Source organism: Spirosoma arboris (assembly GCF_009754945.1).
Lineage (GTDB): Bacteria > Bacteroidota > Bacteroidia > Cytophagales > Spirosomataceae > Spirosoma > Spirosoma arboris.
Genome location: NZ_WPIN01000004.1, coordinates 70607 through 85073, shown reverse-complemented (window position 1 = coordinate 85073; position 14467 = coordinate 70607). Strand labels below are relative to the sequence as shown.

General features: G+C 44.6%; 11 protein-coding genes. 1 reads left to right on the top strand and 10 read right to left on the bottom strand.

The window, feature by feature from the left end; all coding sequences use genetic code 11:
• Positions 1-6 precede the first annotated feature (6 nt).
• Positions 7-1071, top strand: coding sequence for a hypothetical protein (locus tag GO755_RS11590; RefSeq protein WP_157584925.1), 1065 nt, complete (start codon positions 7-9; stop codon positions 1069-1071).
• Between the two features lie 85 nt (positions 1072-1156).
• Here the strand turns inward: GO755_RS11590 and GO755_RS11585 are convergent, their stop codons facing one another.
• The 10 genes from GO755_RS11585 to GO755_RS11540 all read right to left on the bottom strand — a co-directional run bounded on the left by GO755_RS11585 (position 1157) and on the right by GO755_RS11540 (position 14466).
• Entirely contained in the window at positions 1157-1579 is a 423-nt protein-coding gene (locus GO755_RS11585) for a hypothetical protein (protein ID WP_157584924.1), read from the bottom strand.
• A 45-nt stretch (positions 1580-1624) separates the two neighbouring features.
• Entirely contained in the window at positions 1625-2296 is a 672-nt protein-coding gene (locus tag GO755_RS11580; RefSeq protein WP_157584923.1) for a DUF3592 domain-containing protein, read from the bottom strand.
• 130 nt (positions 2297-2426) lie between these two features.
• The gene (gene purB / locus GO755_RS11575) at positions 2427-3767 is read right to left on the bottom strand and encodes an adenylosuccinate lyase (protein WP_157584922.1); all 1341 of its coding nucleotides are present in this window, start codon (positions 3765-3767) and stop codon (positions 2427-2429) included.
• A gap of 81 nt (positions 3768-3848) precedes the next feature.
• Positions 3849-5351 (bottom strand): DUF1207 domain-containing protein, encoded by a 1503-nt coding sequence (locus GO755_RS11570; protein WP_157584921.1) that lies wholly within the window; start codon positions 5349-5351, stop codon positions 3849-3851.
• Between the two features lie 53 nt (positions 5352-5404).
• Positions 5405-6766, bottom strand: a complete 1362-nt coding sequence (locus GO755_RS11565; protein ID WP_157584920.1) for a dipeptidase — start codon at positions 6764-6766, stop codon at positions 5405-5407.
• Between the two features lie 154 nt (positions 6767-6920).
• Positions 6921-7571 (bottom strand): glycerol-3-phosphate 1-O-acyltransferase PlsY, encoded by a 651-nt coding sequence (gene plsY / locus GO755_RS11560; RefSeq protein ID WP_157584919.1) that lies wholly within the window; start codon positions 7569-7571, stop codon positions 6921-6923.
• A 162-nt stretch (positions 7572-7733) separates the two neighbouring features.
• A complete protein-coding gene (locus GO755_RS11555) occupies positions 7734-9014 on the bottom strand; it encodes a M16 family metallopeptidase (RefSeq protein WP_157584918.1) in 1281 nt (426 codons plus the stop codon).
• A 98-nt stretch (positions 9015-9112) separates the two neighbouring features.
• Positions 9113-10294: a type IX secretion system outer membrane channel protein PorV gene (porV, locus tag GO755_RS11550; RefSeq protein ID WP_157584917.1), complete on the bottom strand. Its 1182-nt coding sequence runs from the start codon at positions 10292-10294 to the stop codon at positions 9113-9115.
• A 118-nt stretch (positions 10295-10412) separates the two neighbouring features.
• Entirely contained in the window at positions 10413-13874 is a 3462-nt protein-coding gene (gene porU, locus GO755_RS11545; protein ID WP_317165844.1) for a type IX secretion system sortase PorU, read from the bottom strand.
• The gene (locus tag GO755_RS11540) at positions 13864-14466 is read right to left on the bottom strand and encodes a SprT-like domain-containing protein (protein ID WP_157584916.1); all 603 of its coding nucleotides are present in this window, start codon (positions 14464-14466) and stop codon (positions 13864-13866) included. The genes porU and GO755_RS11540 overlap by 11 nt, the downstream gene beginning before the upstream one ends.
• Position 14467: the final 1 nt, after the last annotated feature.

Here is a 14467-nt window from a genome sequence, read left to right as displayed (position 1 = left end):
AAAACTATGACTGCTCTGACGACCGAGACCATCATTCAGCGCATTGCCGATTTGCAGGATGAGACGGGCCTGCTTCCATCGGTTCGCCGGAATGATACAATTGGGTACCGGCGGGAGGATATCAATATTTTCTTTACGGCTATTACCGTCTTTACGTTGCAATCCCTGCGTGCTCGTGTCCAGCCTGAAACCCAGTTGCTGATTGACATAATAGCCAAACGAGCCGTTATTGCTTACCCAAATTTCCGGAATAAAGACGGCCTAAATACGTACAATTTTTGGCCTACCCGCCCATCCCGACACTTTCCAAATGGTTACCTGTTTCGTCGTTTTGAGCATTTCCGTATCCCCGACGACATTGACGATACGGCTATGGTTTACCTGACGACGAACCAATCTCAAACAGATAAACTCTGGCTAAAAGGCAAGCTGAGCCAGCATGCCAATGGTAGCCAGCGACACCAAATTCGGAATACCTACACTGATTATCGGCATTTACGGGCTTACTCAACCTGGTTTGGTAAAAATATGGGCGTGGATTTCGATGCCTGTGCGCTGAGCAACATTCTCTATTGTATTTATCAGTACAGACTACCGCTAAATCAGCACGATACCGATTCGCTGACTTATCTGCGGTCAATTGTAGAGTCAGGGCGATATGTATCGGAGCCGTTTCGGTGTGCGCCCCACTACGCCCGAACATCGCTGATTATTTATCATCTAACCCGGCTGATGGCTGCTTTCGATATTCCAGACCTGGAACCTATTCGCCCTCGTCTGATTACTGATGCGTATCATGAATTAACCAAAAGTACTAACTGCGTTGAGCAATTTATGCTCGTAACTGCTTTGCGCCGTTTAGGCGAACTAGTACCTCAACCCTCGCTGGATGGGATTGAGCAGGATGTCAAAACATTTCATTTCTTCATTGCAGGCTTGCTCACGGCTTATGAACAGCCTTTTCTACGCCATCTTGCTGATCGATCTATTGTGCAAATGCGTTGGCAATGTGAGGCACATAACTGGGCGTTAGTAGCGGAAGGGCTCGTCTGTATGATGTATGGTATATGATGTATTGTTGCGAGCTATATAAAATTATCAGGTGAATAAACTATAATTAATAGTTTATTCACCTGATAATTTTATTCGGCACTTACTACTGCGTCTGCATTGCCTTCACATCCTGGCTAATATAAATTGAGACATCCTTTACGTTAAAGTGAGATTTATAAAACATAAATCTATGCTTGTAGGGTGTCGATAAATTCCCGGATTCGTAGTTTTCAATGTCTGTCCATGGAATAAATAATGGCTTATGGCCAATGGAAAACAGTTTTATTGTTTTTAAGTAAAGGCCTTCTCTGGTAGATGCATATTGAACAACGCCGTTATAACTACTGGATTTCCGAAAAAGGCAGCTACAGCTTTTTGTTTGGCTAGGTGTGTAAGTTGTCGCGTATGTTTTGGCTAATTTTTGCCAACCGGAAGCATAGCTAATAATATAAATAATTCCGCTCCAGAGAGATACAAAAAATGTCAAACCTCCTAAGACAATAAGGATAACAACGTAAGGTTTCATTAGGAATTTATTTAGAAACAAAACTCAGTCAGTAGCTTTTAGCATTCATCGAAAAATCTGAATTAATTTCCATGCAATATTCAGGCGTTTCAACGTACGTGCCGTTATATTACCTTTTTCATCTAGAATAATTTTGCCGTCTCTTTCTAAATATTCGTCACCTGTATCTTCATGAATGCCTACTTCATAGTTTCTAAAAACGATTCCAAAAATTAGCCCTATCAGGAAGAAAAACATGGGCAAAGCATATAGTATCCACTGCTGCGTTTTATAGCGACTAAAGCTCACTGTGTAGTACACCTGTTCCTTGACAGGATTGTACAGCACAGCAATGTGTTGGCCAATAGTTAGTGCAGAAAATTCTTCGTTTGAAATGTATTCTGATGTGCTGATAACTCGTGTTTTTCCCTCAGGGTATTGAAAGAAAACGGTAATCTGATTGTCTATAGTTGAACCTGTCCCACTCGTTAGTTTATTTTTCTCCAGGACAGTAGCCGTCAATAAGTGGCCGTTTTGGACCATTGATTTTTCATCCTGAATATCACAATAAAGCCAGTAAGCTGCCATCGCAGCCACCGCACTAAACAGGAAGAACATCCTTAACCCTAAGCTGCGGTATTTACGCAAAATAAAATACCACACCAGAAAGATAAAGGCACCCAGACCTACTAGTTGTAGTTGAAAGGGAATGGCCAGAAGTATCGTAAAAGCCAGCATAGTCCAGTATTGACGTACTCAAAACTAACTATGCTGTTGAAGCCGAATTGCGGGTATCGATAGCTGGCTGATGTGGCTTTATAGATGGTGCTAGTTGCTCTATTTTTGGCCGCACACGCTGATTTGTAATTTATATGCCAGTATATGTAAACGGCGTAATAGCTCGCAACTCCCCTTTCACTGCTTCTGACACATTCAGTCCATCAATAAATTCGCGGATGGTATCAGCAGTTATTTTCTGATTGGTACGAGTTAGCGCTTTTAGGGCTTCGTATGGCTGTGGATAACCTTCACGGCGAAGAATCGTTTGAATTCCTTCGGCAACAACAGCCCAATTGTCTTCTAAATCGGCGTTGAGGGCAGCCTGATTCAACTCAAGCTTATTCAATCCTTTCAGTAGCGATTTTAGGGCAATGACCGAATGAGCAAACGGGACGCCAATACTCCGCAACACGGTCGAATCGGTCAGGTCACGTTGAAGCCGGGAAATGGGTAATTTTGCCGATAAGTGCTCAAAAATGGCGTTGGCAATGCCTAAGTTGCCTTCTGAATTCTCAAAATCAATTGGATTTACTTTATGCGGCATCGCCGACGATCCAACTTCACCTTCTTTTAATCGTTGCTTGAAGTAATTCATGGACACGTAGGTCCAGATATCCCGGTCGAGATCAATCAGGATTGTATTCAGGCGCTTGAATGCATCGAGTGTGGCCGCTAGCATATCATAATGCTCGATCTGGGTCGTAAACTGGCTACGAACCATGCCAAGCCCTTCAACAAACTTATCACCAAATTTCTTCCAGTCTTCATTGGGATAAGCAACAACATGGGCATTGAAATTTCCCGTTGCGCCCCCAAATTTAGCCGCTGTTGGAAGTTCGGCTAGTAACTGAAGCTGCTTTTCGATACGTTCAACAAACACCAATAATTCTTTTCCAAGGCGAGTTGGCGAAGCGGGTTGTCCGTGCGTACGTGCCAACATTGGTACATCTTTCCACTGATTGGCCAACTCCTGCAACCGCATGAATATTTCCCGATAGATCGGTACGATTTCAGTATCAAGTGCATCGCTCAATAACAGTGGAATAGCCGTATTATTAATGTCCTGAGAAGTCAGACCAAAGTGAACAAATTCCAGAAATGGTTCAACTGACGATCCTTTCAGCTTTTCTTTAATAAAGTATTCAACGGCCTTTACATCATGATTCGTCGTCTTCTCAATTTCCTTAATCCGTAGTGCATCCGCTTCCGAAAACGTTTCATAGAGCGTTCGTAATACCGAAAACTGAGCGGGGTCAACGTCGGCCAACTGTGGTATAGGCCATTCACAAAGCGCGATAAAGTACTCGATTTCAATGCGAACCCGATAATGGATCAAACCTAATTCAGAGAAATAGGGAGCCAAAGCTTCAACCTGAGACCTATAGCGGCCATCAACAGGAGAAATAGCCGTTAATGCAGATAATGCCATGTTGTGATTTACGAATTACGAATTACGAGTTACGAATCAGCTAGTACGTTACATCGTACATCGTAATTCGTAACTCGTAAATCAAAATGGATTTAGATACAGGCCAACGCCTATCCATGATGTTTGCTGTTGCTCATACTGGCTATACGGACGAAAACCCGAATAGCCTTCCAGCAGGAATGTCAAATTATTTTGTGTCCGACCTAATTCAATACCAATGCCTCCATGAATTCCAGGCCGGAAATCGGTTTGCTGCCAGAATTTAATATCTGCACCGCCCACCAATCGGGCTGCTTTGGTGGATGGCTTTTTATAGAATGCGCCAAGCTGTGCACTAAGTAGCTTCCGCTCTTCTGTCTTTCGCAACACAATTCCAGCACCACCATATAGCCGCCAATTGTTTACGGTACGGCTATAGGTAAAGTCTAACTGTTCATAGTTAACCGAATTGGGCGAAGGTGCCGTTAGCTTATTCCGATAGATGTAATCATCACCTAAATGAGACGATATATGATATACTCGAATACGATAGTTGTGTTCGCCCCGCCGGATGTTGTAAATGATACTGATTTTGTAATCTGTATTGACAATCTGCCGACGAGCTTTGTTCATCACATCATCATGATAAGCCTCAAACTGCGTAAATGACGCTAAATCCAGTACCCACTCTTCGGCCCGGCCCGGTTCGGTAGTCCGACGGTAGAAAGGCTTGGCAAACCCAAAGGCAAAAGGTACAATACTACCCTTATATTTCTGGCCTTCAGTCCAATAACCGGGCAAAATACTCCCATAGGTTTGTGCTTCAAGAGGGTCCAGAATAATTGGATCGAACAAATGACCTTTGGGCAGAAATTCCCGGCCCGCCCGAGCAACAGTTGGTTCAGCACTATTACCAGACAACAGGGCTGTGGAATCTGTACCTTCAACAATTGGTTTCTTTTCTCGTTTTGGACGTTGCGGCTTTTCAGTTTTTACAGTCGGTTCAGTTGGTGTTGGCACGACAACTGGCTTTTCTGTAATTGGCGAGGGCTGAACTTGGCTTGCTTTAGCTGCTTTTTGTTGCGCTTCTTTTGCTTCTCTCGCAGCTTGCTTCTCGGCTTTTTGTTGCGCTTCCTTTGCTTCTCTAGCTGCTTGTTTATCAGCTTTTTGCTGTGCCTTTTTAGCTTCTTTCGCTGCTTTTTCTTCGTTAGAGCGCTTTTCTTTTTCAGTAGGATCTACAATTGCGGGTGTTGTTGCTACTGGCTGGCTTACTGGTGATTGAGGCTGAGCCTCCGGTACTGTTGCCGCTGGAGCTACCACAGTTGGTTTTGCCTGAGGGACTTCCTTTGGAGGTAACTCTTTGCCTGCTTTTTTAGCTTGCCGTTGACGCTCTTTCTCTGCCTGTTTCGCTTCGTATTCGCGCTGTTTTTGAAGCCATTCTGCCCTAATTTGCCGTTCTCGCTGAACTTCTCGGTCTATTCTATCTTTCTGCTTTTGCTCAGCGGGTGTCAATACACGAGCAGGTGGTGTAGTTGGCGTTTGCTGAGCCGAAGCCCATGTCACCATAAAAAAACTTAGCAAAAGAACCGAAAACGTTTTTTTCATAGAGAAAAGAGGGATTAAACCCAGGCAGGTTTCTGCGACTTCCTGAAGAACGATTACTGTTTAAGAGCTGCGTAATGTTTATAGAAATAAGGAATGGTTTCGATGCCTTTATAGAAGTTAAAAAGGCCATAGCTTTCATTTGGCGAATGCAAGGCATCACTGTCCAGGCCGAAACCCATGAGAATTGACTTAATACCAAGTTCCTGTTCAAACAAAGCTGTAATTGGGATACTGCCTCCGCCCCGAGTTGGAATAGGTTTTTTACCCCAGGCTTCTTCAAACGCTTTGCTGGCAGCTTCAAATTCAACAGAATCAATAGGAGTCACATAAGGCATACCACCGTGGTGGGGCACAACCGTAACAGTCACACCTGCAGGAGCGATCGACTTAAAATGCGCCGTAAACATTTCCGTAATTTCATCCGGTGTTTGATCGGGTACTAAGCGCATGCTGATTTTGGCAGATGCCTTGGAGGGTAGTACCGTTTTAGCTCCTTCGCCAGTATAACCACCCCAAATGCCATTGACGTCTAATGTTGGTCGGATCGAGGTACGCTCATTGGTTGAGTAGCCAGTTTCACCCATTACATCATTAATGCCCAGATCTTGCTTGTATTCATCCAGGTCAAACGGTGCTTTTGCTAATTCAGCCCGTTCAACATCACTTAAATCAACAACTTTATCATAAAAGCCCGGTATGGTAATACGTCCATTCTCATCGTGAAGCGACGCTATCATCTCACATAAGACGTTAATTGGATTGGCTACTCCCCCACCATACACCCCCGAATGCAGATCACGATTCGCACCCGTTACCTGCACTTCTACGTAAGATAAACCACGAAGGCCCATTTCGAGCGAAGGTGTTTCATTTGAAATAATGCTCGTATCCGAAATTAGAATCACATCGGCCTTAAGCATATCGCGATTTTCCTTTACAAATGTGCCAAGATGATCGGAGCCAACTTCTTCTTCTCCTTCAATCATTACCTTCACATTGCAGGGTAGACCATCCGTAGCGACCATGGCTTCGATGGCTTTGATATGCATGTAAAATTGTCCCTTGTCATCACAGGCGCCCCGTGCATAAATCCGTTCGTTGCGAATAGTTGGTTCAAAAGGAGGTGAATTCCAGAGTTCATAGGGATCGGCCGGTTGAACATCGTAGTGACCATATACCAGAACAGTTGGCCGGGTAGAGTCCACAATTTTTTCGGCATAAACAACCGGATGGCCCGGTGTTTCGTATAAAGTGGCCTTATCTAAACCAGCAGCCGTTAATTTATCTCTGACAAATTCGGCAGCTCGGCGCACATCGCCTTTGAACGTTGAATCGGCCGAAACCGATGGAATTCGGAGTAAGTCAAGCAACTCATCTAAAAATCGTTGCTTATTGGCTTCAAGGTAGTTAGTCATGCTAAGATGTATGACGTATGATATAAGATGTATGATGTATCCGAACTTTATACATCATACATCTTATATCATACATCTCAAAAGTTCGCCCCGAAGTTACGCCTTTTCGCGCAACGACGGGGCGTTGATTTATACTGGAATAAGGTTAATTAGCTTAATGCTTTTTCCGAAACCGAATTAGAATCGTACGACTTTCTTCGCCACGTAATAATCGGCCAATATTTTTCTGGTGTGTGAAAACAACGAGCAGAAAAACAACGAAGCCAAATACAATGAGTATCGGATTCTCTTTTTGACCGAAGATCTGCAATAGCAACAGAACCGGAAAAGCCAATGCAGCCATAATAGAGCCCAACGATACATATTGCGAAGCAATAACTACCAGTAGAAAAATACCGATACAAACGGCTGCCATTTCTGGATGCGTTGCCAGCATCATTCCCAGCAATGTTGCCACCCCTTTACCTCCTTTAAAATTGGCGAAAACTGGGTATAAGTGTCCAATTACGGCAACCAGCCCGAAAACGATTTTAAACGTCAGAATTTCGTTGACTGTAATAACATCGGCATACCAGAGCAGGGTAGATAAAATAGCTGCAGTATAGCCTTTCAACACGTCCAGCAACATGACTATAGTTCCAGCCCGTTTGCCCAAAACCCGGAAGGTGTTGGTAGCGCCAGCATTGCCACTACCATATTCACGAATATCAAGACCAAAAAATGCCTGACCGTACCAAACGGCAGAGGGAATGGACCCCAACAAATAAGCTACTACCGTAGTAACGATAATAATTAGGACGTTCATCAATAAAAGTTAAGAACTGGTTGCTGGATAAAGAGCCTAACCTACGTAGTGATTAGCCCTGTAAAGGGAATGTAACCCCAAAATTAAGGGATTGTTACTAAACGGCCAATCTTTTTAATCCACAAAACGGTTTAATACACCAATTTTAAGCATAAAGAGCCCTTATTTACCACCAACAACTACTTCATTCAAGCTTCCATCGGCCAGATAGCGGGTGGCCATTACTATAATATCAGTGGGCGTAACCGCCCGGAGTTTTTGAATATATGTCGTCAGAAAATCGGCCGACATTCCATCCAACAAAATCACTTTATAACGATCTGCAATCTCAAATGGCGTATTAAGCGAACCAACAAATTCGCCAGCCATATAGTTTTTCACCGTTTCCAGCTCATCTTCAGAGACTAACTCGGTTTGAAGAACATGAATTTCCTTCCGAATTTCATCTAGTGTTTCCTGTGTGTTTTCTTTATTAACATCTGTACCAATCAGGAAATAACCGTCACGGCGAAATGAGGGCATATTCGATGAAATGCCGTAGGTAAACCCTTTCTCTTCACGAATATTCTTCATCAATCGCGAACCGAAATAGCCTCCTAGTACTTCATTTGTAACCAGCATCCTGAAAAAATCGGGATGAGATCGGGTAAACAATCGCCGGCCTAATCGAATGGAAGATTGCACACTATCGGGCTTTTCGGCTAGCAATGGCAACTCATTATCTACTGGCAGATTACCCGCAAAGCCAGGTAGATTATCGGTTCGAATAGGCAGTTGCCCCAAAGAACGATTAATTAGCAGAATTTCATTTTCGGTAGCCTGTCCGGCCAGAATAATCTGAAACTGCCGATTTCGAATGACTCGTTCATAAAACCCGACAACACCTTCGCGCGTAAGTTGCTCAACGGCTTCAGGGCGTTGGCTGCGCCCATAGGGATGATCAGCTCCGAAGAGTTTTTCGCGAAATAAAACGCCCGCGAGGTAGGCATTTTTCTCGTAATTAACCCGTAAATTCTGGAGTGTAATATTTCTCAGGTCGTCTAATTCTTTCTGAGGGAAGGTTGGCTCGTTGAGAATATCACGCAAAAGCGGCAACACATCAGGCAGAAATTTCGTCAAACAATGAACAACGATACTGGCGCGATCGGGACCACTATTTAATTCCAGAAATGCTCCGTAACGATCCACGTATTCACTAATCTGGGCAGATGAGCGGGAAGTTGTTCCTTCCGACAACATCTTCATGGCAAAGAAGGCGCTACTGGGCACTTGCTCATACCAGGTACCCGCATCAAACATACATTCCAGGCGAAGTACGGGCTGCTGGTCAACGGCGATCAAATGGAGCGGAATGCCATTATCTAAACGATGGGATTGAACTAAAGGTAAGTGTATTTCGTGAATCGCCTGAAATGCAGGCGATTGGGTTCTATCGAGCGTCATATTAAGAGTGAAAGAACGAAAGAGCGAACGAGTGCAAGAGCGAACCAAACCGGATGGTTTTTCACTCTTGCACTCGTTCGCTCTTTCGTTCTTTGATTTTAGTTAGAATCGTCTGTTACGGCTTCGTCGTCGCCTACCCGATTTCCTTTATTAAAGTTCAACAATAATGAAATCCGGAAAGTATCTGCTAATGGGCTGCCTTGCTTTATTGGAACCAGATAAGAGAAGTCAATGCCAAATCGCTGCTGGAGCCGAAGTCCGATACCGGTTGTAACGTACTTACGCCCTCCCTTCTCGTTCGATTCATTAAAATAACCAATACGGGCGGCAAACTGGTCGTTATACCAATATTCTACACCGGTCGATATCGTGATTTCTTTTAATTCTTCGCTAAACCCGCCGGGTGCATCGGCAAACGAACCAAATACCGAATCGAAATAATTTTTATTGGCATTCAGGTTGACACCATTCACAACGTTTGGAGTTGGCACCATTAGTTTATTAGCGTCCAATACAAAATTAAATTTATTGTATTGGTCTGCGTATAAGGTAAGGCTGGTTCCCAAGCGGAGGTTAGTCGGGATAAAGTAGCTTTGGGTTCCACCGTAGTTGATCCGGCCACCAAGATTCGAAATCATTCCCCCAAATGCCCAGCCAACACCTTTGCCTGTCGCATTATCTCGTGCTTCATTATGGTAATAGGCACTAATGTCGGCAGCTGCAGTTGTCCCCGGCTTAAGACCTACGTTAGCTCCGCCTGCTGCAAGGTTAGAGTTCAGGTACTTAAGGTCGACGGCAAGTGAAAAATTTTGCGAAAGCCGCTGCGCAAACGAAGCCGTAATTGCATACTCCCTGGAATTAAATGTACCAGCTGCTACGCCTTGTGCTGTTGTGAAATCAACCGTTCCCAGGTCGAAATACATCAACGAACCAGAGACGACAGAGTTTTTACCTACTTTTCCATAGCCACTCAGGTACGTATAATACATGTCACCAATTAGGTTTCGCAACCAAGGTGTGTATGAAATTGAGCCGCCAGAGCTCTGCTTGGCAAAGACTAATTTCGACGGATTCCAGAAAACAGCGTTGGCATCGACATCACCAAGCGCTACCCCTGCTTCTCCCAATGCACCCGAACGAGCATCGGGCGTAAAGTTTAGAAAGGGAACCGATGATGTTGGGACATTTAGCGGTGTGCCGTTAAGAGTAGTTTGAGCAGATACGACGAAAGGAAAACAAAAACAAACGCCGAGAAGAACACGGAAAAAATTGCGCTTCATACAAAGAGAGTTGGTCAACGACAGCAACTGGTTATGGTGAGAATGGCAGTACTGTGTGGTCAAAATTACAATGAATCGTTGGATTAGAAAAAATGAGATGATTTTAAGTCTTTTTAAATCATTTTGTTAGTACAATTCGGCTAGTGCCAATGGTTGTTGAGCCATCACTTGCCGAACGAATTTCCAGTCGGATAATATATAGGCCATTTGATACCGGCTGTCCAGAGTCTGTCAGACCGTTCCATACGCCAACATTTACTATAGCATCGCAGTTGGTACACTGACCGGTTTGCTGGTTGAGCAATCGACTATTGAGATCATATATACCCAACGTCCAGTCAAGTGGTTCGCCCGAACGATTGAGTTCAGCCGTTAGCGTTGTTTGAGCAACTACCGGATTTGGATTCGCCTGCAACACCCGCAAAGCTAAGCCTGGCCGCTCAGAAACTACTATGGTCAACGCGCCCTCGCTGGAATTATTGTTAATGTCCCACGCTTTGACCCAAATCGTATAGGTGCCTGGTGCTACATTTCGAAAGGTATATTGTGCTTCTCCCTGGCGCCCGTCAGAGCTATTGGCAACATAACTTTCATTTAATACAACTGCTGATTGATTATCCAATTGGGCTGTCAACTCATGCCCTAGACCTGATCGGGCAATATTTATCCCTCGATTATCTGAAAGACTGATAATCAAGGAAATATCTGGCCCAACGCAATGAACAATATCGCCTGTAGTAGTCCCTCCCAATATAGCTAGTTTCACCACGGGTGGTTGTGTATCAATACTGTCAGCAAAAACGCTGCCACCTATCAGTAAGCTATCATAACTCCCGTTTGCCTCTAATAAACTATCCGATTTTACTGCATATAAGTACAGTTTACCAAGCCCGACCGTATAATCAATATCTTTCGGTATTGTAAAGCGGACAACAAACCGGCCTTGCTGTACAGGTACCTGACCCGTAAAGATCGGGTTACTAAACGCCTGATAAGTCATTTTAGGACTCCCAGCTTCAGACCCAAGTGTCGTATGAGTTATTGCTTTATCGTATAGTGATAACCGAAGAGTACCCGTAAAATCGGCTAATCGTTGGGTTTGCTGACGAATTTCGCCCGTTAATTCAACTGTTTGTAAAGCTTTAAGCGTATCCTGACGGGCAGTTGTCACAGTCTTGCCGTTTACCTGCGTAAGTACTGCCTGTGCCTGCGGATACGCTAGTTGCATGGATGGATCACCCAGAAGCGCGAAGTTCCTATTAACGGGACCACTTAAACTATTATTTTTTGTACCCCGCATCACATCACCTAAACGAGGCATTTGGCCATTAGTTGGCGTAAAAACAGTATTGTAGAATGCTTCATTTAAAAGCAGATTCGTGTTTGCATAAACGGGTCGGGTCGTCGTTAAGAGGCCAATGCCTCCGCCTGTTCGACTTAACAGGGTCAACTCCGCGCCTGAATTAACATTAGGATCGTCATATCGTCCGAACTGGCAGGTAGCTGTCACAAATAAAGGGAGTCGGCCATTTTTCCAGGAAAGAATATCCTGAAGGGTTACCACTTGTTCATCAGCAAGACCTATTACGCCCCCATGTCCACTGTAATTGATAATGAGTCGCCCATCAGTAACTGCCTGGTTGATAAGCTGATTGACAACCGGTGCTTTCTGACCATCCGACGTATTTTCCTGCGGGTAATCGTCCAGAAATACCCGTTCTGGCCGATAGGCAGGCCCAATTTTTTCAATATTTCTGGCCAGCAGGTCAGCGTCCTGCTGGTGAATGTTATAGTCACCATCGTCAGCAATAAGCATAACCCGTGTTTGCCAATCGCCTATTAACGATGCGTCTGAACTATATCGAATGAGCTTATCGACCATTGTTCGAGCTTCATCCAACGATTTTACGGGTAATCGCCCTACACCGATGTCTAACAGATAATCGCCTGTTCCCGTCTCTGGCCATTCGCCTTCGTTGGTGTCCATAAATCCGAAATAATCGTCGGATGAGTAGCTCAAAACCGGATGTAATGATTCCCGACTTTCGTACACGGGAACCATGTTGGCCAATTGGGTCAAACTAAGTTGGCTCGAAATGTTCCGATAGTCATAAGTAGCATCGCCGAAAAGCAGCAGATATCGAAGTTTAGCGGGTTGCTTCTGGTAAAAGTAGCGAGCCATATCCCGAATGGCCGTTGGATCGGCTTGTCCTGATCCAAATTCATTATAAACCTGTTGGGTTGTCACAACCAGAACAGATAACTGGTCGTGTTCACGCCTAAATTTAGCCAATCGCTCCGCCTGGTCCAACCAGGCAGCCGGACTTACTATTATCAAATCTGGTGTATTCTGACTATGCAAGTCCTGATTGGCGACTGTTACCAATGCTACTGGTGATAAAAGTTGCGCATCTGTGAATAAAAAATAGTCACTAGTTCGAGTAGTTATCCAGCCAGCCTCCTGCGCAGATGAAAGGGTATAAGTCTGTGATATAGGCGCGAGCGGATTCGTTACATCCCACACGCGCAAACTAGTAGTAGCCTGCTTTATAGTATACTGACCAGCGGATAATCGACGTACCCATGTTGGCTTATCATACTGACGAAGTTCACGCCGAAACTGTGCTGACAAGTAATTCAGATAGCCTTGCGCTGAATACAAACCGTTTTTCCGAAATGTAATGGCAAGCCGGATTGGACTGTCGGCAGTTGTTAGTTTAGTTAGAAAGGTGTCTGCCCGAGCTATACCCTGGTAGTCATATTCATAACCAGAAATGGATGTCATGGGCATTGTTCCCACCAACTGATCATTGAGTTGAACTCTAAATTGGGTAGATATGGTAGCCCCAGCCACAACTGACGCTGCTAGCCTAACCGGTGTATTAGCTACAACTCCTGGTACATCAAACGAAACAACTTTGGTTGTATCGGTAGTCAGATATTCGCCGAGCCATTCCCGTCCAGATCGTACAGCCGGAAGCTTCAACAAATCCAGTTCATGGAATTGATAATCATCAAAAGTGGTAACAGAAGGTGTGGCCCCTAATGAACCAGCCGGGCGATCAGCGATGCGCAAGCCATTGGAGCTCCCGATTGTCAGAAAATAAAAGGTTGTGTCAGTGTAGGGATTAATTTGGTGCGTGAAGCGCTTAGTCGTTGAATCATAACGCACCACATGAGGGCTTTGCCCGAAAAACAGCAGCGCATCACCTGCATCGAACCGCCCATCGGCTTCACCCGATACCTGGATTGCATTTTCGACTAAGTCTGCTGGTCGAGCCGTTGCATTGGGCTGCGGTAATGTCGCTCCACCATTGCCATAGAGCTTCAGTCGTCTCGGGTCGATGGTAGCAAAAGCGGGATTAAATTGAACCAATTGGGCTTGGGTGAGTCGATAAACACCAGACTCTGTAACACCAATCTTCACCCATATGCCCTCACGCAATACAGACTGGGCTTTCGAAGAAGAAATGATAACTAATAAATGATGAATGATGAGTAACACGAACGGCCATTTTCCGCCAGTTTGCTTTCCCCATCTTTGTAAGCTGTGTTTTATCTTGCATTTATCATTCATCATTGCTCATTATTGAAACCCAGGCATGAGCCAGAATTGCGTACGATTTCCCCGAAGCTACTTCCTTACAAACGACGCGAGTCCTTCGCAACGTACCTCGTACATAGGTCTTTTGAGCTAATTGAAAAGCCTCCCCCTCCGATACATCTCGAAGTAACACTCGATCCTCATCAATAACCTCTTTTGGATTGTCATCAAATTGCCGCAATGCTGTCATTAGCGACGGATTTGCATATGTTGTGGCACCAGGCTTGGCCATATAGTGCTGAAGTGGACGTAGTATGGTTGTTGGGAAAACAGCCTCAATCAATAACGGTTGCATAAGTTGCTGAAAGGCTGTTTGCCAGGCTTTACCATGTGGTTTCACTCGTCTTACTCTACGCTGCATCACACCTTGTTGATGCACAGCGGCATGAGCTACTTCATGCACATAGGTAATTAGAAATGCGTAAAGATTTAAATTCGTATTGACCGTAATCTGGGTCTGATTATGTGGCAGCACTCGAAAGTCCCCCAGACGTGTTCGGCGGGGCTTTACAATTCGGAAGCGAAATTTATAGTGCTGCAACAGTTGATGGCAGTACTCGATAGCCATC

Excerpts from the sequence above, each read along its gene's own strand:
- purB (WP_157584922.1), bottom strand. The coding sequence starts at position 3,767 with ATGGCATTATCTGCATTAACGGCTATTTCTCCTGTTGATGGCCGCTAT.
- GO755_RS11565 (WP_157584920.1), bottom strand. The coding sequence starts at position 6,766 with ATGACTAACTACCTTGAAGCCAATAAGCAACGATTTTTAGATGAGTTG.
- GO755_RS11580 (WP_157584923.1), bottom strand. The coding sequence starts at position 2,296 with ATGCTGGCTTTTACGATACTTCTGGCCATTCCCTTTCAACTACAACTA.
- porU (WP_317165844.1), bottom strand. The coding sequence starts at position 13,874 with ATGATGAATGATAAATGCAAGATAAAACACAGCTTACAAAGATGGGGA.
- GO755_RS11555 (WP_157584918.1), bottom strand. The coding sequence starts at position 9,014 with ATGACGCTCGATAGAACCCAATCGCCTGCATTTCAGGCGATTCACGAA.
- GO755_RS11590 (WP_157584925.1), top strand. The coding sequence starts at position 7 with ATGACTGCTCTGACGACCGAGACCATCATTCAGCGCATTGCCGATTTG.
- plsY (WP_157584919.1), bottom strand. The coding sequence starts at position 7,571 with ATGAACGTCCTAATTATTATCGTTACTACGGTAGTAGCTTATTTGTTG.
- GO755_RS11570 (WP_157584921.1), bottom strand. The coding sequence starts at position 5,351 with ATGAAAAAAACGTTTTCGGTTCTTTTGCTAAGTTTTTTTATGGTGACA.
- GO755_RS11585 (WP_157584924.1), bottom strand. The coding sequence starts at position 1,579 with ATGAAACCTTACGTTGTTATCCTTATTGTCTTAGGAGGTTTGACATTT.
- porV (WP_157584917.1), bottom strand. The coding sequence starts at position 10,294 with ATGAAGCGCAATTTTTTCCGTGTTCTTCTCGGCGTTTGTTTTTGTTTT.
- GO755_RS11540 (WP_157584916.1), bottom strand. The coding sequence starts at position 14,466 with ATGGCTATCGAGTACTGCCATCAACTGTTGCAGCACTATAAATTTCGC.